The sequence below is a fragment of the Couchioplanes azureus genome, from assembly GCF_014648355.1.
GTDB lineage: Bacteria > Actinomycetota > Actinomycetes > Mycobacteriales > Micromonosporaceae > Actinoplanes > Actinoplanes azureus.
Genome location: NZ_BMQY01000016.1, coordinates 54,762 through 77,713 on the forward strand (window position 1 = coordinate 54,762; position 22,952 = coordinate 77,713).

A 22,952-nucleotide genomic window follows, 5' to 3' on the forward strand; every position below is an offset into this window, starting at 1 on the left:
CTGTGTACGGTCTCGGGTTGAGAGGGTCGCACTGCGCGAACTTCGCCGATCGAGCAGTGAGGCTCGCCAGTCCGATGGGCCCGCGACGTCTAGACCCGCGCGGCCACCTTCCAGTCGATCGCCTGCAACCAGCTCGCGAAGGTCTTCAGCTGCGGGTGCTGCGCGCGCAGAGCCGGCACATCGGCGCGGTAGCCGGCCTTCTGGAACCATTCGAACATCAGCGCGATCTCGTGGCTGTACGGGATGTACGGGTTCCCCGCGACATCCGCCAGGGACAGCTGTTCGAACCGGCCGGGAAGTCCTGCCGCCCGGCCGAGGGTCTGCGCGATCTCGGTAGCGGTGAGCTCGTCGCCGGCCAGCTCCACGGCACGGCCGATGTAGCGCTCCGGATCGCCGAACGCCTCCGCAGCGACGGCACCGATGTCTTCGGTGGCGATGAGCTGCACACGCGTGTCCGGCTCGAGCGCCAGCCGGAGCACCAGCTCCCCCTCGACCACCTCCGGGCCGTGTGCGGCGAAGTTGTCCATGAAGAAGGTGGGCCGCAGGACGGTGGTCGGTACGCCGAGATCCGCGAGCTCGCGCTCGATGGCCCACTTGCTGTCGAAGTGCGGAACCCCGCTCGTGCGGTCGGCGCCGCCGACGGAGGTGTACACGACGTGCGCGACGCCCGCCTTCTTGGCCGCGCGCGCGACCGCCTTTCCTTGCCGCACCTCGCCGCCGAGCCCGGCCGCGGTCATGAACGTCTGCACGCTGAACACGCCGTATGCGCCTGTCATCGCCTGAGCGAGCGCGTGCTCGTCATTCAGGTCGGCCTGGATCAGCTCGGCGCCGTCAGCCGCCAATCGCTGCGCCGACTCGGACGTGAGGTCGCGGGTCATCGCCCGCACGCGCCAACCTCGGGACAGCAGGGCTCGGGCGGTGGCGCCGCCCTGGAGCCCGGTCGCGCCGGTCACCAGGATGATGCGGCCTTGATCGGTCATGGTGATTCCCTTCACGGGTAGATGGTGATACACCCTGGATGACGGCAAGCAGGTCGGCCAGTGTGAACATCGCAGCCGTCTCGCATGGCGCCGACAGGCTGGTGAATGCCGCCGTCGAGCCGGACGGTGGGCGGTGCCGACGGCATCAGCGCCGGCACCGCACCACTGCCGGTGACACCCGTCCCGACAATCAAGCTCTTATCCGCGAAGCTCGAATCGGCCCGGCGCGTTACAGACAGAATCGTCCTTGCAACAGTGACACGACCCAGTCGGCAGTGCGGATTTTAAAATCAGGAAAGCGATTTCACAGCGACGAGGAAAAGCTCAGCGCGACGGGTTCGGCCCAGGTCGTCGAGTCGCCCACGGTGATGACGCACTTGGCATCACCGCTGCAGTCCACGGTGCCCGCCGGCTGGTTGGTTGCCACGTCCACACCCTCGTAGGCGCGGCGTACGGTGAGGGTCAGGGAGAAAGAACCCTGCTCGTCGGCTGCCACGACAGCGACGTCCCCGGCGTTGCAGATCGACTCCGAAACGCTCTTGCACTGGCCCACGAACAGCTCCGCACCTGCGGCGAAGCCGGATCCGGCCACCGTCACGGACTGACCGTCCTGCAGGGCCTGGGCCGGGTCGACCGTCACCTGAGGAGCCGCCGCGGACGCCGGCGAGGCAGCGACGCCCATACCGATGGCGAGGGCGGCGAGTGCGGTGCCCACGACACGAAGTGTGCGAGTTGCATACACGGGTGACTACCTCCATTTGTCCGTGGCCGGGTGGCCGTGAAACTGGCGCCGGCAATGATGCCGACTGGCTCGTCAACGTGGTTGAGAATGCGCCTGGCGATGGAGAGCAGCGATGACCGACAGCTTTCATTCAGGTTCCCCGCCGTGGATCCCCGGGCCCATCTCAACCCGCTGGCGTACGTCGTACGGTACGGCATAAACCAAGGGGCGACAAGCGGCGCCAAGGAGTTCCAAGTGTGACTTGAGGCAATCACTACCGCTTTCCGATTAGCGGATTGAGGATTCGGCTCGCACGGCGGAGTCGACGTCGTCTGCGAACATCGGCGCGAGGAGGCCGAAGCACCACCGATGCGCCGGTACCCCCCGCGCTCCGCAGTGGACCCGGGCCGGCGTCGTGGTCGGGATGCTCGCGCCGTGGTGCAGCCTGATGGAAGGGTCGCAGCCGAATGCTGTCACGCGGTGCCGAGGATCCTTGGGGTGTACCGCACATCGATGAAGGAACGGCGGGGGACCGTATGTCCGGACATAACAGCGTGAAGTCAGATCCTGCTCATACTCTCGCCCTGCTGTGGCGCACCCGGGAAGTGCAACGGTCCGGGCGGGGACGAAAGCCGACGATCAACCTCGATCAGGTCGTCGATGCTGCGCTACAGGTCGCCAACGAGGCCGGGCTCGACGGTCTCAGCATGCGTACCGTCGCCAACGCGCTCCGCGTCACGCCCATGACCCTGTACACGTACGTACCCGGTAAGGCGGAACTCCTCGACCACATGCTCGATACCGTCTATCTGCGCATGCCTCGGCCGGCGCTGGACCCGGACTGCTGGCGCACCCGCCTGACCGCCATCGCGCAGCAGAACCGTGACGTGCTCGAGTCGCACCCGTGGATGGTCGAGCTCTCCCCCGCCCGGGCGGCCGCGCCGGGACCGGGCTTCCTGGCCAAGTACGAATACGAGCTGTCCGCCTTCACCGGGCTGGGCCTGGACGACATCACTACCGATGCCGCGCTGACGTACCTGCTCACCTTCGTCCGGGCGGCCTTCTGCGCCGCGAGCAGCGCGCCCTCCCAGCTGCTCAGTACGGCTCTGCACGGCGGGCGACGGCTCGCGGCCAGCGACTCCGAGCCCGCTCCGGCGTTCGACCCGGCCGCCTACCCCACCGCCGTACGCATCGGAACAGCCGTCGGCGCAGCGCGGCGCAGCGCCTGCGCTCCCGACGACGCCTATCACTTCGGGCTCGCCCGCGTCCTTGACGGTCTCGCGATGCTCATCAACTAGCTCCCGGCCGGTAGCCGGTAGCCGGTAGGTGCGGTTACCGGTCGTCGTGCCAGCGCCGTCCTTCGCGGGTGAGCAACCGGTCGGCCTCGACAGGTCCCCAGGAGCCGGCGGGATAGCTGGGTACGGGTGTGCTCGAAGCCGCCCACGAGCGCACCACCGGATCGACGATCCGCCAGCTCTGCCGAACCTCGTCGCTGCGGACGAACAGGCTCGGGTCACCAACCAGTGCGTCGTGGAGCAGCCGTTCGTACGCCTGAGGAACGCCGGCCTGTGTCTGCGCCGGGTAGGAGAACGTCATCTCGGCCGGCTGACTCGACAGCTGGTGCCCGGGACGCTTGGCGGCGAAGCGCAACCGGAGCCCCGGATCGGGCTGGATACGAAGCACCAGCGCTTCCGGGGCGTCGTCGAGCACATGACCGAAGGCGAACGGGAGATGCTGCGGTCGCCGCAACTGCAGGACCACCTCGGCCATGCGCCGTGGTAGGCACTTGCCCGTACGTACGTAGACGGGCACGCCGGACCACCGGGGGTTGTCGACCTCGAGCCGTAACGCCGCGTACGTCTCGGTACGGCTGGCCGGGTCGACGTTCGGTTCCTGGAGATACCCCGGTGTGGTGCTGCCCTCCGGTGCGGGACCGTACTGGCCCCGAACGCAGAGCCGGTCCAGCTCGGCGGGACCGGCCAGCCGGACCGCCTCGAGGAGACGCACCTTCTCGTCCCGGATCGCCTCGCTGGACAGCGATGCAGGCGGCTCCATCATGGTGAGCGCAAGGAGCTGCAGAACGTGATTCTGCAGCATGTCACGGGCGGCGCCAGCGGTCTCGTAGAAGCCGCCCCGATCGTTCACTCCCACCGTTTCGGAGACCGTGATCTGCACGTTGTCCACCCACGAGCGGTGCCACATCGGCTGAAACGCGGCGTTGGCGAAGCGCAGCGTGAGAATGTTCTGGACGGCGTCTTTCCCGAGGTAGTGGTCGATGCGGTACACCTGGCTCTCATCGAAGGCGCGGTGCAGCACCGCGTCGAGCCGCTGAGCGGAAGTTTCGTCCTGGCCGAACGGCTTCTCGATCACTATGCGGGTGTGTCCCCCGGCGACCGCCCGGTTCAGTCCGGCGGCGGCGAGGTGGCCGATGACCGGCTCGAATGCCTGCGCCGGGGTGGACAGGTAGTACAGGCGGTCGGCGGGTACCGGCAATTGGGAGGCGTGGTCGGCCAGCATGGTTGCCAGGCCGGCGTACGTGGCCGGATCGTCGTAGCCGCCCCGCAGGTAGCGGATGCGTCCGAGCCACTGCGACTCCGCCGAGGGCAGCCAGCCGCGGATCCGCTCGCGCAGCGTCTCGTCGTCCAGCGGGCTGCGCCCGACGCCGATCACCAACGACTGTTCCGGGAGCCGTCCCTGTCGGAACAGGTTGATCAGCGCAGGGAACAGCTCCCGCCGGGCGAGGTCGCCGGAGGCACCGAACATCACGATGGCGGTGGGCAGGGCATGCGCCGTACGCGCCGTGGTATCTGAGGGTGCGAGCAGGGTGCCCGTCATGGTGTCTCCGTCGCTTCCGTCGAGGGCTGCTTCCGCGAAGCTAAGAAGGCGTCCTCAACGCGCGCTGGGAAAGCGCTACGGCCACCCGGCGGCGCACCTTCGCGCGTGACCCCGGCGCTCGGCGGATCGTTCTGTCTGCTCTGCGAGCTATGACTGCCTAGTCCTCTGTCCCGGGGCTGGTGACGGCCGGGAAGCAACCATCTGCCAGTGAAGCTAGAGCGATCCCTTAGCACGCGCTGCGAGTGTCCGACCAGGCATCCGACCCGTGGTGCAAGGAGGAAACATGACGATCTTGGTGACTGGGGCGACCGGAAATGTCGGCCGCAACGTGGTCGACCTGCTGGCCCGACGCGGGGCCCAGGTCCGGGCACTGACCCGCGACCCGTCCCGGGCACGAGTACCCGCTGGCGTGGAGGTCCTGCAGGGCGATCTGAACGATCTCGACAGGCTGCAGGAGGTGCTCCGGGGTGTGGAGAGTCTGTTCCTGTTCCCGCTGGCCTACCCCGACCAGTCCGGGCAGTCCTTCACCGAGGCGAAGGTGACCACTGACGTGCCGGCGGTGGCCGAGAAGGCCGGTGTACGACGGATCGTGCTCCTGTCGTCCAACGCCGTCATGTACGGCCACGACGAGCATCACCGGCTCGCCGAGGAGTCCGTGGAAGCCTCGTCGCTGGACTGGACGATGCTGCGGCCGGGCGAGTTCGCCACCAACAAGATCTACAGCTGGGGACAGTCGATCCGGGCGGAGAAGAAGGTGCGCTGCGGGTTCCCCGATGTTCTGGGCGCGCCCGTGCACGAGGCCGACATCGCCGCCGTGGCGGTCGCCGCACTGACCGAGGACGGCCACGCCGGAGCCAAGTACGAACTGACCGGTCCGCAGGCACTTACCGAGCGCGACCAGGTCCGGTCCATCGCGGTGGGCACCGGGATCGACATCGCCTTCGAGGAACTGACCCCCGAGCAGGCTCGTCAGGACTGGATCGGACAGGGAATGCCGCCCGAGCTGGTCGACGAGATCATGGGCCACTACAAGCACTTCGAAGCCCACCCGCCGACGGTCAGCCCGGTCGTCGAGCAGGTCACCGGCCGTCCCGGCCGCACCCTGGCGCAGTGGGCGTTCGAGCACGCCGACTCATTCCGTTGATGCTCTCTGGCCGTACGCGTTTTGTCTGTGGAGGTAGTCATGCACCCCGACATCAGTGACCGGGTCGCCGCGTTCCTGGACGAGGTGATGCCGATTGTCGTCGGTACCAAGCGCAAGAACGGCGTGGTCAAGATGGACCCCGCCTGGTACGAGTTCCGCGACGGCCATTTCTGGCTCAACAGCTGGCGCGGCTCGCGCTGGCTGGCCGCCATCGAGCGGGACAAGCAGGCGTCTCTTCTGCTCATGGACCCGAAGGACATGACCCGGGTGGTGCACGTCGAGACCACCCTCGTCATGACGACGGAGGAGGGCGCCCCGGCACACTTCGACCGGCTCAACGAGCGCTATCAGGTCGTCGGACACGACGACCCGGAACCGCAGACCCGCGTCATCATCCAGCTCGAGCCCACCGACGTCCGCAGCACCTTGGACTGGGTCGCGCAGTGCGCCCAGTAGCCGGCGCCCGCGCCCGGTAACGGCGCGGACATCGGATCGTCAGCGAAGTGCCTGCCGGCTGCGGCCCGCGGGCACTTCGCGCAACGGGCGCCTCACCAGCGCCCATCCCGGGAGGACCCAACCCATGGAGACCACGACCTACAAGGCTGCGGTGACCAACGCGTTCAACGCCGCCGCGGCAAGCTACGACCGGATGGGAGTCCAGTTCTTCGCCCCCATGGGCCAGCGTCTGGTCGAGCACGCTGCACCCGCCGCCGGGCAGCGTGTGCTCGACATCGGCTGCGGGCGCGGTGCCTGCCTGTTCCCGGCCGCCGCCGCGGTGGGTCCCAGTGGTCAGGTGCTGGGCATCGACATCGCGCCGGCGATGATCGACGAGGCCGCTCTGGAGATCGCCCGCCAGCGGCTGTCCGCCACCGTGAAGGTGCGGGTCATGGACGGTGAAGACCCGGATCTGCCCGCCCATTCCTTCGACGTCATCACCGGCAGCTACAGCGTGATCTTCATGCCGGATGCGCCGGCGGCAGTCGCCCGGTACGCCCGTCTGCTCTCCCCCGGCGGGCGGCTCGCGTTCACCAGCCCGGTCTTCACCGACGACACTTTTCCGTTCCTGCCGCCGGTCTTCACCGAACTGATCCCTGCCCGCCTGCTCCGCAACCTGCCCCCGGCCTGGCAGCCCGACGAGCTGCGCCGCCGGTTCAACAGCTGGCTCGCAGACGAAGGCGACCTGATCGCCACCATGCACCGCGCTGGATTCGCCGATGTGCGGGTCACGGACGAGGACATCGACATGGTGGCCACGTCCGGGGAAGCCTGGGTCGACTGGTCACACACGCAGGGCATGCGCCTGCTCTGGCAGCACCTGCCGCCGGCCGAGAGCACCGAGCTGCGGGAGCGACTGATCACCGCACTCGACGACATGCGGGACGGGCCAGGCCCGCTGTCCATCCCGGTACCGGTCCGATTCGTCACCGCCACGGTGGCGCATTCCTGAGCTTGCTGGATGGACCACCGCGCCAGACACAAGTTCCCGCCGTCGCTGGCGGCCAATCCGCTGTCGGCGGTCACCGCCGGCCGACCGTGCTGAGGGGAGATCGACTGTGACGGACACCCTGCGTCCCACAGAAGACGCCGAGGCCACCTGCTGGCTGGTGTGCCCCGGCTGCCGCAACATGATCTACAGCAAGCGCCTGCACCGGAACCTCAAGGTCTGCCCGGACTGCGGCAGCCATCATCGGCTGACCGCGCTGGAGCGTCTGGACCAGCTCCTGGATCCCGACTCGGTCGAGCGCATCGACGTGGCGGTTCGCATGCGGGACCCCCTGTCGTTCGTCGACTCGAAGCCGTACCCGGAGCGTTGGGCGGCGGCGCAGAAAAGCACCGGACTGAGCGAGGCGGCGGTCATCGCCGCCGGCCGGGTCCACGGGCAGCCGGTGATCGCGGCGGTGATGGACTTCCGCTTCCTCGGCGGCAGTCTGGGCGCAGGGGTCGGGGAGGTCATCGCCACCGCAGCGGACGTGGCGCTGCGCCGCCGGGTACCGCTGCTCATGGTGACCGCCTCCGGCGGTGCCCGCATGCAGGAGGGTGCGGTGGCCCTCATGCAGATGGCCAAGACGAGCCAGGCGCTGGGGCAGCTCGACGAGGCCGGCATCCTCACCGTCTCGCTGGTGACCGACCCGACGTACGGCGGGGTCGCGGCCTCGTTCGCGACCCTGGCCGACGTGATAATCGCCGAACCGGGCGCCCGGCTGGGGTTCGCCGGCCCACGGGTCATCGCGCAGACCATCCGGCAGACCCTTCCGCCGGGCTTCCAGACCGCGGAGTTCCTGCTCGAGCGCGGGCTGATCGACGCCATCCATCCCCGGCACGCGCTGCGTCAGGTACTCAGCCGGATCCTCGGCACCGGCGGACGCCGTGGCCGGGACACCGGGGCGGCCGTCGAGGACGTCGTCGTCACCGATGTGGCAGCCCTGCCGGAGGTGCCGGCGTGGGACGCCGTTCAGCGCGCCCGCAACGTCAACCGGCCCACGACACTCGATTACCTCAGCCGGGTCTTCGACGACTACGTGGAGTTGCGTGGTGACCGGATCTCCGGCGACTGCGCCGCCATCGTCGGCGGGCTGGCCCGTCTGGCCGGCGTACCGCTCGTCGTCGTCGGCCACCAGAAGGGATCGGGCCCGGCCGAGCTGGTCAAGCGGAACTACGGCATGGCCTCGCCGGCCGGCTACCGCAAGGCGGCCCGGCTGTGCCGGCTCGCCGCCAAGCTGGGTCTCCCGGTGATCACCTTCGTGGACACGCCGGGTGCGTATCCCGGCATCGCTGCGGAGGAGCAGGGGCAGGCGGTCGCGATCGCGGAGAGCATCCGGCTGATGTCCGGTCTGCCGGTACCGGTGATCACGGTCATCACCGGCGAGGGCGGCAGCGGCGGCGCGTTGGCGCTGGCGGTCGCGGATCAGGTCCTGATGTGCGCGAACGCCGTCTATTCGGTGATCAGCCCGGAGGGCTGTGCCGCGATCCTGTGGAGCGACGCCACAGCGGCGCCGCGGGCGGCGGAGGCTCTACGGGTCGACGCGCGGCGGCTTCTGCAGGCGGGCCTGATCGACGGGGTCATCCCCGAACCGCTCGGCGGGGCACACAGCGATCATCAGGCCGCGGCGGGCCTCGTCCACGACGCGCTGGTCACGGCTCTACGGCGCCTGTCGGCGTCCAACCCCGCCCGGCTGGTCGAGTCGCGCCGCCGGAAGTTCCGGCAGTTCGGCAGTGAGGTCGTAACTACGGTGGAGGCAATGAGATGACCGGTGGCAACGCCGATGCGATGGGCGGCACCGAATCCGGGGCGGCGCTCGACCAGCTACAGGACACCGCATTGCGGTTACTGGCGGGACTGAACCGTCCGCCCCGGTCGATGAAGCTCCGCAACGACGGCGCCGAGATCCAGCTCGAGTGGCCCGAACAGGCGGCAGCCGCGTCCACCGCACCGGTGCTCGGCCCCGCAGACGCCACCGCGCCCGTCACGGCGCCCGCCGCGACCGACGACGGCGCCTACCTCACCGCCGAGATGGTGGGGGCCTTCTACCATGCGCCGGAGCCCGGAGCGGCGCCGTTCGTGCAGGTGGGAGACGCCATCCGGCAGGGCCAGCAGATCGGCATCATCGAGGCGATGAAGCTCATGATCCCGGCCGAGGCGGCCGTGGCCGGAACGGTGCGGCAGGTACTCGTCGCCGACGGCGCCATGGTCGAGTACGGCGACCGGCTCTTCTTGATCGATCCGACTCACGACTAGGGGTGGCAGGGTGTTCGAGAAGGTGCTTATCGCCAACCGGGGCGAGATCGGTCTGCGGGTCGCCCGCGCCTGCCGCGAACTCGGTGTCCGGACCGTGGCGGTCCACTCGGTCGTGGACCGGTGCTCCGCACTGGTGCAGTACGCCGACGAGGCCGTGCAGATCGGACCCGGTCCCGCCAGGCGCAGCTACCTCAACATGCCGGCGATCATCGAGGCAGCGCGGCTGACCGGCGCCGACGCGATCCACCCCGGGTACGGCTTCCTGTCCGAGGATCCGTACTTCGCCGAAGTCTGCGCGGCCAATGACATCGCTTTCATCGGACCACCGGCCGAAGTCATCGCCCAGCTGGGCGACAAGACGGCAGCGCGGGCGGTGATGAAGCACGCCGACGTACCGATGCTGCCGGGCAGCATCGAGCCGCTGGCCACCCTGCACGAGGCGCAGGCCGTGGTGGCGGAGATCGGATATCCGGTCATCATCAAGGCCGCGGCGGGCGGCGGCGGACGTGGCATGGCCATGGTCCGCGAACCGGCCGGGTTCGCCCAGGCCTACGCCGAGACGAAGGCGACCGCGCAGGCCCTGTTCGGCGACAGCCGGGTCTACGTCGAGCGGTATCTGGAGCGTGCCCGGCATGTCGAGATCCAGATTCTCGCCGACCGGTACGGCGAGGTGATCGAGCTCGGCGAACGGGACTGCTCCGCGCAGCGCCGACACCAGAAGCTCGTGGAGGAAACTCCGGCACCCGGCTTGCCGGAGGAGGTACGACGGGCGATGGGGGCCGCTGCGATCCGGGGCGCACGCGCCGCGGGATACGTCGGTGCGGGCACGTTCGAGTTCCTCGTCGACGGAGATCACCACTTCTTCTTCATGGAGGTCAACTGCCGTATCCAGGTCGAGCACCCGGTCACCGAGATGGCCACCGGTGTCGACCTGGTGGCCGAACAGATCCGGATCGCCGCCGGGGAGCCGCTGCGCCTGCGGCAGGAGGATGTCCACCCCCGAGGAGCGGTCATCGAATGCCGGGTCAATGTGGAGGACCCCGCGCGCAACTTCGCGCCCTCGCCCGGGCTGCTCGAAACATTCGTGCCGGCCGCGGGCCCCTTCGTCCGGGTCGACACTCACGGCTACCCGGGCTACCGCGTCCCGGCCGACTACGACTCGTTGCTGGCGAAGCTGCTCGTCTGGGCTCCCGATCGAGAGCAGGCAATCGAGCGGATGCAGCGCGCCCTGGCCGAGTTCCAGGTCACCGGGCCGGGCGTACGCACGACCATGCCGTTCCTGGCGCAGCTGCTGGCCGCGCCGTCGTTCCGCCGCGGCGATCACACCACGGCCATCGTGGACGAGGTGCTCGCTGCCCAGGCCGCCGTCCCCCAGGGCCGATAGGACGGCTCCGGCACCGAGACTGCCGCCGAAGGCTGACGCCGAAATACTTGACGATGACAGCAATGGGTGGCCCGTTGCCGGCCGGTGGGTACCGGGCGGCACCGCAGTGCAATTACTTGATACCGTGTTTGCGAGATCGTGATTTATCGTTCTGGTGTACTAAGGCAGAGTAGTCCATCTCGGGGGAGAATGTGGATAACGTCGAAGAAGCCTTATGTCCAAAATTGTTCGGAAGCGTTTCACAGGAACTGATTTCTGGCCGGCGTAATGTGCTGTTGGTGCACGGGGCCGCGGGCCTGGGAAAGACCCATCTACTCGATCGACTTGCCGCCCAGGCTACCGCATCCGGCCACGCCGTACTGCGCGCGTCGGCCAAACAGGACGAGCGGAGTCTTCCCCTGGACATTGCCCGGCAATGGTTTCATCATGCGGACCACATCTCGCGGCGTCCGCGCCGGATCAGCACGATGCTCGACTCTGCCGCCGCCGTGTCAGCCGAGGCGCTGGCTTCCGGCAACTCCGCCAGCCCGGTCGTTCTTCGGCAATTTCAGCAACTCTATCTAAGCCTTCTGGAATCTGCGCAGAAGCGCCCGCTTCTCATTCAGGTGGACGATGCCCACCACGCCGATCCCGCCTCCCTGCTGTTTCTGCGTCATGTGGTCCGCCGCATGGCCGCTACCCCGCTCAAGCTGGTGTTGACCGAGCATCCGGACGCACCGTCGTCACTGCCGGAGCTCCGCGGAGAGCTGCTGCATCTGCCGCACGTGTGGCGCCAGGTCATGACGCCACTGTCTGAGCACGAGATCGCCGGCGTGGTTCGCCAACAGGCCCGCGTGGAGATCACGCCCGGTCTGGCAGCCGATTACCACCGCCTCAGCGGTGGAAACCCCGCTCTGCTGATGGCTCTGCTCGAAGACCAGGATCGCCATGGTGCGCCCCACCGGGACGGATACGGTCGTACATTGATCGACTGCCTCCGCCGAGGCGATCCGCTTTCCCTGCACGCCGTACGGGCCGCGGCCGTGTGGCAGGACGACGCCAGCTCCGCGGATATCGCGTGGCTCATCGAGACCACGCCCGAGGCTCTCGAGCAGAGCCTGGAGAACACCTCCGCGGCCGGGCTCCTGGCGGCCGGCCGGCCTCGCCACCGCGCCGCCATGGCCGCCGCGCTCGACGACATGACGGCCAAACAGCGGGCGGCGCTGCACCAGCGGGCCGCGCTCCTGCGTTACCTGCGGGGCCGCGCAGACGACCTGCTGGTGCACCACCTCGTCCGCGCCCGGCAGCCGCACCCGCAGTGGGCGGCGGACGTCCTGGTGCGTGCCGCGGCCCAGGCGACCGACGCAGGAGACGTCCGGCTGGCGACGGAACGCCTCAGGGCGGCGGTCGACGCGAGCAACCACGAGGGCACCCGCGCCGAGCTGAGATCTCGACTGGCCCAGCTGCAGTCCGTCGTGTCGCCCGCCGCCGCCGCCATGCACCTTGACGTCCTTGTCTGCGCAGCCGACCTCGACCAGCTCGACGCCCATCACCGGATGGCGCTGGTGCGGCAGTTGCTGTGGCACGGCCGCGTCGCCGATGCGCGCCGCGTCCTGACGTCGTTGCGGGCGAACGACGCGACCCCGTCGCTTGCCCCGTTCGAGCACTGGCTTCGGTCGTCCTATCCGAGCCTGGCCGTCGACGCCGTCCCACCGCGGGCCGACGCGCCCGAGGCCGATCCCTGGCTGCAACGGGTCGGCGCGATGTCGCACCGGTTGGCCACCGGCGACAGCGACGGCGCGTGCGAGGACGCCGACATGATCCTGGAAGGCGTGGATCCGAGCCGAGGCGGCATGTGGGCGCAGGAGGCCGCACTGCTGGCCTTCGCCGTGCTCAACGACGCCGACCGTACGACAACGGTGATCGCCCACTGCGACCGGCTGCTCCGCGACGGCATCATGCCGCAGGCTGCGGCCTGGGAAGCCATCGTGGCGGGGGCGCGGGCTGAGGCCGCATTGCGTCAAGGCGCCTTGGCCCTCGCCATCGAGCACGCACAGGCGGCGCTGACTCATCTCACGCGCAAGTCGTGGGGGGTGGTGGTGGGGCAGCCGCTCGGTGTCTTGGTCATGGCGTCCACTCGCGCCGGTGAGTTCGAAGAAGGGGCGCAGTGGCTCGCGCTACCCCTGCCTGAAGCACTGACCGACAGTCGGTGGGGGGTGGGGTACTTGCATTCGCGCGGTCACTACCACCTGGCGACCGGACAGCTGCAGGCCGCCCTCGACGACTTCCTCTCGTGCGGCAGGTTGTGCCACAGATGGCGGCTCGACGACTCCCTGGCTCCCGCATGGCGGGTCGGTGCCGCAGAGGTGTTCGTGCAGCTGGGTGCGACCGACGAGGCGCAACGGTGCCTGATCGAGCAGCTTCGGCGCAGCCCGTCCGCCCGCACCGAGGCCACCGCCTTGCGGCTGCAAGCACAACTGACGCCCGGTGCCCGCTCGCGCCCGGCACTCAGCCGGGCTCTTGAGCTGTTCGAGGTCTGTGGCGATCGGTACGAGCAGGCCCGGACGCTGGCCGAGGTGAGCCGGGTACACCAGCTGGTCAACGAGACGGGACGTGCCCGCATGGCCTTCCGGCGCGCTTGGCACCTCGCGACTTCCTGTGAGGCTCAACCGCTGCGCCAGGACCTGCTTGCCGCCAGAAAGAGCCAGTCTGCGCCCCCCGCGATGCATGACAGCGGGCTGCCGGGTGCCGCCGACCTGACCGCCTCCGAACGGCGGGTCGCGTGCTTGGCGGTGCTGGGCTACACCAACCGCGAGATCGGCGAGCGGCTGTTCATCACCCCGAGCACGGTAGAGCAGCACCTCACCCGGGTGTACCGAAAGCTGGATGTCTCCAATCGTCGAGATCTCCCCGCCTGGTTGACTGCGGAGATGGCCGCGACGGCGTGATGTGCGTACCTCCGGGGTCCTGCGCGGCCCCGGAGGTACGTCAGAACGCCGACGGCGTGAAATGACGATGCGTCAGTGCCTCCGACCGGGTGGAAGGCAACGTCAAGCCGGGATGATGGTCGAGGATGGCCCTTTCCAGTTGCTGCATCAGACGTCCCGGCTCGACGCCCCGTTTCTCCGTCAGTTCGGTGCGTGCCCGGCGGTACACCCCCAGCGCGTCGGCCCGCCGGCCACAGCGGTACAACGCGAGCATCAACTGTGCACACAAGGCCTCATGCGGGATGTCGGTGGCCGCTACCAGACGCTCCAGTTCACCGACCACCGCGTAGTGGCGGCCGGCGGCCAGCTCCGCGTCGGCGTAGTGCTCGAAGGCAGTGAGGCGGGCGTCGTCGGTGACCTTGAGTTCGGGCCAGTCCACCCGCTGCTCCGCCAGATCAGCCAAGGTCGGTCCCCGCCACAGGTCCAGCGCCTGCCGCAGATGCTGCGATGCGACCGCGTAGTCGCGTTCCACCAGGCTCGTGCGGCCGCGTTCCACCAGGCCGTGGAAGCGCACCAGATCGATCGAGAGCGGTTCGACGTGCAGCAGGTATCCCGGGGCCAGGGTATGCAGGGCGACGCCGTCACCGGCGACGGCGTGGGCGGCAAACAACCGGCGTAGCGCCGCCACGGCGTTCTGCAGCATCTTTCTAGCCGTACGCGGGGGGTCGTCACCCCAGAGTGCCTTCGTGAGCTGCCTAGTGCTTACCGCGGTGTTGGGGTGGAGGAGCAGGAACGCCAGCGTGGCCCGTTGGTTGAAGCTGCTCGGTGTGACCGTACTCTTGTCGACCACGACGCCCAACGGGCCTAGCAGGTTAAACCGCATGCATCACTCCGTGCGGTCCCCGCGGACGAGGAGCGGCCAAGACCGGAAACCGGTCACCAGTGCCTGCTGCCGCGCCCTCCCCCATGGCCATCCAACGTGCGAAGCGCCGGAGACGCCGCCCTACCGGTGCACCTGAATTCACGATGGTCATGATCTCCCTGTTTATTGAGCTTTGATCATTCTAGGTGAGCGTCGGCGCGCCGCTTGCGCTGCGCATCGGGTGCCGCACTACACCGGGGCGAGATCGTGGCGCCGCTGGACGCCGGACCCAGCGAAGCGCGGACGGGCCGTCAGGTCGAGTAGCCGGAGGGTGCAAGAGAACATCGTGGCGGTGCATCAGCTGGCAACCAGCAGGGCACGCGCGGGTCTATGGCTCATCGGGCTGTCTACGCAGACTGGGCGGCAGGGACCCTGGTACAACCAGGCCGCTCTGGTAGGCCGCCACCACGGCTTGAACTCGGTCGCGGAGTCCGAGCTTCATGAGGACACGCTGAAAATGGGTCTTGACGGTTGCCTCACCGATATAGAGCTGCGTTGCGATCTCGCGATTGGACAGTCCGTGCGCAGCGAGCTCCAGTGTCTCGCGCTCCCGCGGAGTGAGCTGGGTCATCTCCGACGGCGTCGGTCGGTGTTGCTCCGGTCGTGTCGCAAACTCGCGGAGTAGCCGCTTGGTCACTGCAGGATCTAGCCAGCCGTCGCCGGCCGCGAGGGCCTGGACGGCCCGAACGAGTTCTGCCCTGGCCGCTTCCTTCAGCAGGAAGCCGGAGGCACCAGCCCGCAGCGCCGCATGTACAGCCTCATCATCGTTGAACGTGGTCAGGATCAGTACCTTGATCGGCTTGTCGGTGTCCACCGAGAACGTGTCTGCCGTGATCTGTCGGGTCGCCTCGACGCCGTCGACGCTGGGCATCCGTACGTCCATCAACACGACGTCGGGTTGGAGGCGAAGGGCTTCGCGTATTGCTTCGGCGCCGTCGGATGTCTCGCCCACAAGCTCGATCTCGGCGCTGGCGCTGAGCAGCATGTCGATACCCGAGCGCACCAACGGCTCGTCGTCGGCAATCAAGACGCGGATGGTCATGGCTGCCTGCCGGGGGTCGGCGAGCTGCCTTCATCGGCGCCAGCGTTGCGGGCGGTGGATTCCTGAGTAGGTAGCAGTGCGGTGACTTGGAAACCTTCGCCGGCGGGAGCTGCCCGTACCGATCCGCCGATGACACTCACCCGTTCCTGCAGGCCGAGCAGCCCGTGTCCGGTCGACAAGTTGCGAGCAGCGGGGTGCGGGGTGCGCCCGCCATGATCCGTTATCCGGATCAGCAGGTCATCGGTCCATTCCAACTCGACGGTAGTCGGTGTGCCGGGGCCGGCGTGCTTCATCACGTTTGTCAGGGCCTCCTGGATGATGCGGTACGCGCCCAGGTCGACGCTGCGGTCCAAGGGTTGTTCGCGGCCCCGCATCGTCAGGTGGATAGGCAAGCCCGCGACGCGGAAGGTGCGAAGTAGATCGTCGAGGCCAGCCAGGCCGGGCTGATGAGTGTCGTCCGAGACGGTTCGGTCTTCCGCGTCGGCTGCTCGGAGCACGACGAGCAGCCGGCGCAGCTCTACCATGGCTTGCTTGCCGAGTTCCTCGATCCGAGTGAGCGCCTCGCCCACTCGAGCAGGGTTGACGTGGAGAACCTGCTGAGCACCGCCGGCCTGTAACACCATCACGGTGACCGAGTGCGCCACGATGTCGTGCAATTCCCGGGCGATCCGTTGACGCTCTGCCGCCACTGCTTCCCGTGCTGCCACTTGTCGGCGGCATTCCAGATCGCGGGCATGTCGCCGGCTGGCGCCGACCCACCGGCCGATGCCCCACACCGTGATGGTGAGTAGTGCGGAGAACACCGAGTTGGCGACCAAGGTTGCGGTGTGATTGTCCGCGGCAGACCGGACGGCGCCGGCGACGACAAGACCTTGCGGGACGAAGCTTGCCAGCAGCGTCACCAGGTTGGACACCGGACCGCAGACGACCGCGACCGTGTAGAGAGCCACCAGCAGGCCCAGCATGGGGGTGTAGCCGAGCAGGGGTAGCTGGGACGCCGCCACCGCGTGAACGTACACAATGGCGAAGACCGGCAACGGATATCGTCGGCGCAGCAGCAGCGGAGCGAATCCGAACACTGCGTACCCCACCACGGCAGCCCGGGAAACGCTGCTGTCCAGCGGGGCGTTACGCGGCTCCATGAAGTGCGAGAAGAGCACCAGGTCGATCGCACAGAAGCCCGCTGCGGGTACCACATCCCACAGCAGGGAAGGCGACTGGCCATGCGAGCCCGATTCCGCAGCGACCGCGCGGAAGAGGCGAGGCATACAGATCATGGTCGGCACGGTTGGCACGGTCGGCACGGCCAAAGGATGAAGGGACAGATGTCCCAGGAGTCGTCGCCGGGGAACCGGTACGGGTGAGAATGGATCCGGCGTTGCCGCTGCTCCCGTTCGATGGCGGGGACCGCTCGCAACAATTCTTCCGGGACGACGTCAAGCCCGGGGCGAATCGCACCGACGCTCAGCAAGGCCTTCCATACGTTGCCATCCTGCTCGCGAACCGCTTGCTTGAAATCGCAGTTGCTGAACGAGGAGATCGATGATGGGTATCTCGACCAGCGCGCCAGCTTGAACACGACAGAAGTCACCCGACCGTCATCGACCTGCTGCAGCGCCTCGACGCCGGCAATGCTGATGCGTTCAACTGGCCGATCGGCTCCCAGCGACGTCGGGATGATCAGCGCCTCGAACCATCGCCCGGCGTCCGCCAGCTCCTGGGCTGCCTCGGGCACCAGCACCAGATCCTCGGTCGCCAGCAACCCGACCGCCCGGTGCCCGGCCCATGGCTCCTGCTCCATTCCCGTCGCCTGTATAGAGACGACGACCTCTCCCGCTTCGTCAGAAGTCGGCATGGTGGACCTCCCGGGTGCCTGTTGATCGGCTGGTAGACGGCGAGCACCCATCGCCTCCCATCAATGAGACACCCGCGGCGGGCTGGTGTGGTCCACCGGATGTCGGACATCTGAACGGTCCCGGGTCACCACAGTGAGGGACCCGGGACGACACACAGGCCCACCGAAGGGGGAGGCATCGCCCGGCATCCTCCCCCTTGGCGGGGACTGTCCGGCCCGCCGGTCGTACCGACTCGAGACTCCACCAGCGCACTTCGCCGGTTCCCACCCCCTCCGACGATGCACGTCCGCCATGAGGCGGACCCGGCGATTCCCCCCAGCGGCAGACGACTACGGAGTCGCGGGGCGCCACAGTCTCCTCTGTTGCCAAATCCGGCAGCTCCGCGTTCCGGAAGGGAGATCTGATGTTCCGTCCCCGGTCCATACCGCTCATGCGAGCCATCCGGTCGGCCGCTGCGGGCCTACGGGTCCCCACCTCCCTGAACTCGTTGGCAGCGAACGCGGCACCGCTCAGCAAGCCACCCGCGCCTGACAACGGGCTCGGAGGGCGCCGTCGGGCGCTGCCGGAGCCCCGACCGGAGGCCGGCATGACCCGTGACATGTCAGGTCTGGCCCGCGCCCACGCCCTCTTCCTGAGCCACCTCTCCGCCCACGTGACCCACCCCCACGACGAGATCGTGGCCGCCATCGTCACTGTCCTGCGCCGATACGGCGGCTCGGCCAAGTGCGCGGCAGAGGTTGCAGCGGCGTACGGAGATCACCCCGGGGAGGCTGCGTCACGGATGCGTTGGGCCCGCGACGCTGTCGAAGCGGCGTACCGACTGCGACGAAGCACATCGCCAAGGAGCTCCGCCGCTCAGGACAGGTGTGCGGAGGCGGGTGACCGGCCGCTGCAGTCGGGCAAGGGCCGGGGAGAGAAGTCCTGCCGCTGGCAGGCTCCGGTACCCACCAGGCGTGCTGGGATGCCGTTCGACTTCGCATCCGTGTGGCGCCACCTCCCGCGGCGCCCACTTGCCTGAGATCAACCCGTCAGTGTTTTGGAGCGCATAAGACGGTTCAAAGACAGATCCCAAGACGGGCAATCGGCACAGTGCGCCATCACATGATCGCTGAGGGGTGTCTTAAGGGTTGGCCCCAGTTGCGGCCGTCGATAGCGTTTGCTCCAGCCGGTCGGCCAAGATGCAGGGCGATCCACACAGGACTTCGAGTAAGCGCAATGGCCAGTCACATCGTCTGATTGGCCATATTTTCTAGTCGGAATGGGCTCGAATGCGGACGAGCCTGAACACAACTTGCTGCCGGATGTCGGGAACGCGACAGCGAAGAGACTTCTCATGATTCGGCCGGGCAGCGGCCACAAGGGCAGTGCACTCCCAGAACTACGAAACCGCTCGGTTAGGTTGCGAAGTGTTACTAAGGGGGAACAGAGGGTGCAAGCGGGAATACTCGGGCCACTCTACGTCCGTGTCGGACCGATCACGACGGTGCCGAGCGCGCCAAAACTGCGCAACATCCTGACCACCCTCGTCGTGCACGCCGGTCAGTTGGTACCAGCGTCGTCGCTCATGGCGGAGCTGTGGGAGGACGACCTGCCGCGCAGTGGCCTCACCACGCTGCAGACGTACATCCTGGCTCTGCGCAAGCTGTTCGCCCATGCCCTCGGTCGGCCGTTTCACGAGGTGTCCCAGGACCTGATCGTCACCCGTGCCGGTGGGTACGTTCTCAACGCCGGCAGCATCGACCTGGACCTGCATCGCTACAACGCGCTCGTGGTCGCGGGGCGGGAGGCCTTGTCCGCCGGCGACGACAGCACCGGTATCGCGAAGCTGGGCGAGGCGCTGGGAGTCTGGCGCGGTCCGGCGCTGGTGGACGTGACCGGTGGCCGGGTACTCGAGTCGCGACGTCGCCAGATGGAGGAGTCCCGTCTCATCGTCATCGAGTACATGATCGACGCGCAGTTGCGGCTCGGCATGTTCCGTGAGGTGCTGCCCGAGCTGGTGGCCCTGACCAGCAGCAACCCGCTCCACGAGGGATTGCACGGGCAGTACATGCGTGCACTCAACAGCAGCGGCCGGCGCGGACAGGCGCTCAAGGTGTTCCGTGAGCTGCGCGACAACCTCGTCGAGGAACTCGGGCTGGAGCCGGGCGCTCAAGTCCAGCGTCTTCACCAGGCGATCCTCAACGCCGATGACAGGCTCGAAGCCGACGAACAGCCGGCGCCGGTGCTCAACCGGCCGTCGCGCAGACTGCTCGAGGAGATCTCCTACGTGGACTTCCCCAGCACGCTGGCCAGCTGACCCGATGGCCGGCGGGTTCGCGACAGCGTCCCCGCCGGCGCGTCAGATTCCCCTCGGCGTCAGGTGCACGGGTAACGCGGCGGGGCCGTTGACGAAGGCCCGGCGCCACTTCAGTTCGTCGGCCGGCACGGCGAGGGACACGGCGGGAAACCGGCGCAGCAGCGTGGTGAACGCGATCTCGCCCTGCATCCGCGCCAGGGCCGCACCGATGCAGAAGTGCAGACCGTGACCGAAGGCGAGATGGGCCCCGGTGTTGCCGCGGAGCAGGTCGATCCGGTCCGGTTCGGGAAACACCCGCGGGTCCCGGTCCGCGGCGGCGAGGACGGCATACACCGGCTCACCCGCCGGAATGGTGATGCCGCCGATCTCGACGGGCTCGACCGGGTACCGCATACCACTGAGTTCGAACGGCGTGAACACACGCAGGATTTCTTCCACCGCCGCGGACACCCTCGCCGGATCCTGGATGAGCGCCTCGCGGTGCTGCTCCTGCGTGAGTAGCGTGTAGAAACCGCAGCTCAGGAACTGCACGCTGGACTCGTGTCCGGTGCCGAGCAGAGTGATGACCATGGTCACGAGCTCGTCGTCGGTGAGCTTGGCCGCATCCTGGTCGTTGAGGGCGACCAGTTCGGAGACGAGGTCCGCGCCGGGCGCCACCCGCTTGCGGGCGATGAGGTCCAGGGCCAGGGCGATCAGGCCGCGCGCCGCGTCGACCATGGCCGGGCCCATCTCGGTCAGGCCCTTGGCGTGCCGCGCCCAGTCGTCCCACTGGTGCCGCGGCACCCCGAACAGCTCGCAGATGACCTGGGATGGGTACGGGCCGGAGAACGAGGCCACCAGATCCGGCTCCGGCTGGTCCGCCGCGCTGTCGAACAGCGCGTCGGCGAGCCGCTGCGCCTGGGGGGCCAGGGCGGATATCCGCCGCGCGGTGAAGACCCGGGACACCAGCCGCCGCAGCCGGGTGTGTTCCGGCGGGTCCCGGTCCAGCATGTTCCCGTCGAGGTAGCGCGCCACGTCCTCCGGCATCCCACTGACGGCCGCCATGCCGCCCCGGCCGTGCCGCGAAGAGTCGCTGGCAAAGCGAGGGTCCGCCAGCACCAGCTTGGCGTCCTCGTATCGGGTGACCAGCCACACCCGGCTGTCGTCGACGTGCCGGCAGGCGACCACTCGGTACTGCTCTCGGAGGCGCGCGTACGTCGCGACCCGGTCCGGATCGGTCATCAGATCGAGGAGACGGAGCTCCTGCTCGCCGAGTCCGGCCGGCGGCTGCGTGCCGGGGTGAGCAACGGTCATCGGGCAACCTCACATCGTGGTCGGGGCGCAGGGACGGCCAGCGTGACTGCGTCCCTGCGTCCAGTAGATCTCTCGGTAGGCGAAGAACCCTCGCGGCAGGCTCTGAATTCGGTTGAGGATCAGGCGCCGACGTCGGCGTACAGCTCCTGATGGAGGCATTGGGCCAGCTCCCGTGGAGTGGGATGCTCGTACACCATGGTCGCCGGCAGTTCCGCGCCCATCACCCGGTTGAGCCGGTCACGGAGTTCGACGGCGCTCAGCGACACGAAGCCGACGCTGAGGAACTCGTCGTCGGGTGCGATGTCTTCCACGGATTCGTACCCCAGGATCTCGACTGCCGCCGTACGCACCGTCTCCAGCAGCACATCGCGCTGCTGGCCCGGGGTCAGCCCGGCGAGGCGCTCCCGCAGCTCCACCTGTTCCGGCTCCACCTGTTCCGGCTCCACCTGCGCGGATGCCGGTACGGTGTCGTTGTGCGACCGGCACCGGTCGGCCAGCGCCGCAACGACGCTGCTCAGCGGGGCGTCAGCGGCGAGGCCGAGCTGACGGGCGAAGCCGCCGACGTCCCCCTTGGCCGCCAGGTCCCAGAACACGTCTGTCTCCCTTGCCCGACGCGGCGTGGGTGCGCTCCACCAGTACCGCCGCCGGTCGAACGGATATGTCGGTAGCGCCGCCCCCGTCCTTGCCGGAGGTGTGAGCACCGCGGCCCACTTCACCGGCACGCCGCGTGCCCACAGCGCACCCAGGCAATCCGCCAGCGCGGCCGGCTCCGTACGGTCGTGCCGGAGCATCGCCACGGCGGCTGCCCCCGGCGTCTGCTCCCGGACCATCGGCGTCAGGACGGCATCGGGACCGGCCTCGACGAACGTGTCCACGCCGGCGCTGGTCAGCCACCGGATCGCGTCACCGAAGCGCACCGTCTCGCGGATGTGCCGTGCCCAGTACTCCGGCGTGCGCAGGTCGTCGCCGTCGGCCGGTCGTCCGGTCACCGTGGATATCACCGCCAGGGTGGGCTCGCGATACGTCAGTGTCCGCGCCACCTGAAGGAAGTCGGGCAGGATCTCGTCCATCGACGGCGAGTGGAACGCCTGGCTCACCGCGAGCCGCTTCCCGCCCGGAAGCTGGTCGAGCAGCCGTTGGACCTCTTCCTCGATACCCGAGACGACCACCGACGAAGGCCCGTTGACGGCGGCGATGGCCACTCCAGGAGTCAGCAGGTCCCGTACGCGTGGCTCCGGAGCCCGCACGGCGACCATCATCCCGCCGTCGCGCAGCGCACCCATCAGCCGTCCCCGCGCGGTGATCAATGTTGCGGCGTCCTCCAGCGACAGCACGCCGGCGACATGAGCGGCCGCGATCTCGCCGGCGGAGTGACCGACGACGAAGTCGGGTTTCACCCCCGCATGGGTCAGCAGGCGGTAGAGCGCAACCTCGAGGGCAAACAGCGCAGGTTGAGCCCACGCCGTGCCCTGGGCGTCTTCCGCCCCGGGCGAGGGTAGGGCGAGCGCGGCGGCGACCGCGTCGTAGGCATCGGCGAAGACGGGAGAAGTGCGGTACAGCTCCCGGCCCATGTCGACCCGTTGCGCTCCCTGACCCGTGAACATCACGGCGAGCCGTGCCGCTCTGGCGGTGTCCCGGGCAAGGCTCGGATGCGACGTGCCCCGGGCGAGAGCTTCCAGCGCATCTGCCGCCCGCGGCGCATCCGTGGCGGTGATGGTGGCGCGGTGTTTGAAGTGGTGGCGGGTGGCGAGGGTGTGGGCGATGTCGTGGGGGTGGTGGTGGTGGTGGGGGTGGGTGTGGAGGTGGTGGATGAGTTGTTGGGCGTGGGCTTGCAGGG

18 protein-coding genes are annotated in these 22,952 nt (G+C 68.4%); 9 read left to right on the top strand and 9 right to left on the bottom strand.

The window, feature by feature from the left end:
- Positions 1–89: 89 nt before the first annotated feature.
- Together IEY99_RS32490 and IEY99_RS32495 are read right to left on the bottom strand one after the other, a co-directional pair.
- A complete protein-coding gene (locus IEY99_RS32490) occupies positions 90–980 on the bottom strand; it encodes an NmrA/HSCARG family protein (protein ID WP_189207942.1) in 891 nt (296 codons plus the stop codon).
- 304 nt (positions 981–1,284) lie between these two features.
- Positions 1,285–1,695, bottom strand: a complete 411-nt coding sequence (locus IEY99_RS32495) for an enediyne antibiotic chromoprotein (RefSeq protein ID WP_189207943.1) — start codon at positions 1,693–1,695, stop codon at positions 1,285–1,287.
- Between the two features lie 542 nt (positions 1,696–2,237).
- Between IEY99_RS32495 and IEY99_RS32500 the strand changes: the two genes are divergently transcribed.
- Positions 2,238–2,999, top strand: a complete 762-nt coding sequence (locus IEY99_RS32500) for a TetR/AcrR family transcriptional regulator (protein ID WP_189207944.1) — start codon at positions 2,238–2,240, stop codon at positions 2,997–2,999.
- Positions 3,000–3,033: 34 nt separating this feature from the next.
- Here the strand turns inward: IEY99_RS32500 and zwf are convergent, their stop codons facing one another.
- Positions 3,034–4,536, bottom strand: coding sequence for a glucose-6-phosphate dehydrogenase (gene zwf, locus IEY99_RS32505; RefSeq protein ID WP_189207945.1), 1,503 nt, complete (start codon positions 4,534–4,536; stop codon positions 3,034–3,036).
- Between the two features lie 283 nt (positions 4,537–4,819).
- Here zwf and IEY99_RS32510 point away from each other — a divergent pair, with 283 nt between their 5' ends.
- The 7 genes from IEY99_RS32510 (at position 4,820) to IEY99_RS35155 (ending at position 13,727) form a co-directional block, all read left to right on the top strand.
- Positions 4,820–5,680 (top strand): SDR family oxidoreductase, encoded by an 861-nt coding sequence (locus IEY99_RS32510; RefSeq protein ID WP_189207946.1) that lies wholly within the window; start codon positions 4,820–4,822, stop codon positions 5,678–5,680.
- 39 nt (positions 5,681–5,719) lie between these two features.
- Positions 5,720–6,136: a pyridoxamine 5'-phosphate oxidase family protein gene (locus tag IEY99_RS32515; RefSeq protein WP_189207947.1), complete on the top strand. Its 417-nt coding sequence runs from the start codon at positions 5,720–5,722 to the stop codon at positions 6,134–6,136.
- Between the two features lie 124 nt (positions 6,137–6,260).
- On the top strand, positions 6,261–7,127 hold the full coding sequence (locus IEY99_RS32520) for a class I SAM-dependent methyltransferase (RefSeq protein WP_189207948.1): 867 nt from the start codon (positions 6,261–6,263) through the stop codon (positions 7,125–7,127).
- A 118-nt stretch (positions 7,128–7,245) separates the two neighbouring features.
- On the top strand, positions 7,246–8,928 hold the full coding sequence (locus IEY99_RS32525; RefSeq protein ID WP_373293482.1) for an acetyl-CoA carboxylase carboxyltransferase subunit alpha: 1,683 nt from the start codon (positions 7,246–7,248) through the stop codon (positions 8,926–8,928).
- Positions 8,925–9,416 (top strand): acetyl-CoA carboxylase biotin carboxyl carrier protein, encoded by a 492-nt coding sequence (locus tag IEY99_RS32530; RefSeq protein WP_189207949.1) that lies wholly within the window; start codon positions 8,925–8,927, stop codon positions 9,414–9,416. The genes IEY99_RS32525 and IEY99_RS32530 overlap by 4 nt, the downstream gene beginning before the upstream one ends.
- A 10-nt stretch (positions 9,417–9,426) precedes the next feature.
- Positions 9,427–10,800 carry an acetyl-CoA carboxylase biotin carboxylase subunit gene (gene accC / locus IEY99_RS32535; protein ID WP_189207950.1) on the top strand — a complete coding sequence of 458 codons (1,374 nt, stop codon included), beginning with the start codon at positions 9,427–9,429 and terminating at the stop codon, positions 10,798–10,800.
- 191 nt (positions 10,801–10,991) lie between these two features.
- The gene (locus IEY99_RS35155; protein WP_189207951.1) at positions 10,992–13,727 is read left to right on the top strand and encodes a helix-turn-helix transcriptional regulator; all 2,736 of its coding nucleotides are present in this window, start codon (positions 10,992–10,994) and stop codon (positions 13,725–13,727) included.
- Positions 13,728–13,767: 40 nt separating this feature from the next.
- Here the strand turns inward: IEY99_RS35155 and IEY99_RS32545 are convergent, their stop codons facing one another.
- The 4 genes from IEY99_RS32545 to IEY99_RS32560 all read right to left on the bottom strand — a co-directional run bounded on the left by IEY99_RS32545 (position 13,768) and on the right by IEY99_RS32560 (position 17,525).
- On the bottom strand, positions 13,768–14,589 hold the full coding sequence (locus IEY99_RS32545) for an AfsR/SARP family transcriptional regulator (protein WP_189207952.1): 822 nt from the start codon (positions 14,587–14,589) through the stop codon (positions 13,768–13,770).
- Between the two features lie 367 nt (positions 14,590–14,956).
- Complete coding sequence (locus tag IEY99_RS32550) at positions 14,957–15,670, bottom strand: response regulator (protein WP_189207953.1); 714 nt, start codon at positions 15,668–15,670, stop codon at positions 14,957–14,959.
- Positions 15,667–16,947 (bottom strand): sensor histidine kinase, encoded by a 1,281-nt coding sequence (locus IEY99_RS32555; RefSeq protein WP_229799471.1) that lies wholly within the window; start codon positions 16,945–16,947, stop codon positions 15,667–15,669. Before IEY99_RS32555 ends, IEY99_RS32550 begins: the two co-directional genes overlap by 4 nt.
- Positions 16,944–17,525, bottom strand: a complete 582-nt coding sequence (locus IEY99_RS32560) for a hypothetical protein (RefSeq protein ID WP_189207955.1) — start codon at positions 17,523–17,525, stop codon at positions 16,944–16,946. The genes IEY99_RS32555 and IEY99_RS32560 overlap by 4 nt, the downstream gene beginning before the upstream one ends.
- Positions 17,526–18,859: 1,334 nt before the next feature.
- Here IEY99_RS32560 and IEY99_RS32565 point away from each other — a divergent pair.
- Positions 18,860–19,822 (top strand): AfsR/SARP family transcriptional regulator, encoded by a 963-nt coding sequence (locus IEY99_RS32565; protein ID WP_189207968.1) that lies wholly within the window; start codon positions 18,860–18,862, stop codon positions 19,820–19,822.
- Between the two features lie 42 nt (positions 19,823–19,864).
- Here the strand turns inward: IEY99_RS32565 and IEY99_RS32570 are convergent, their stop codons facing one another.
- Together IEY99_RS32570 and IEY99_RS32575 are read right to left on the bottom strand one after the other, a co-directional pair.
- The gene (locus IEY99_RS32570) at positions 19,865–21,115 is read right to left on the bottom strand and encodes a cytochrome P450 family protein (protein WP_189207956.1); all 1,251 of its coding nucleotides are present in this window, start codon (positions 21,113–21,115) and stop codon (positions 19,865–19,867) included.
- Positions 21,116–21,234: 119 nt separating this feature from the next.
- The coding region (locus IEY99_RS32575) for an acyltransferase domain-containing protein (RefSeq protein WP_189207957.1) at positions 21,235–22,952 on the bottom strand (1,718 nt) is incomplete at its 5' end.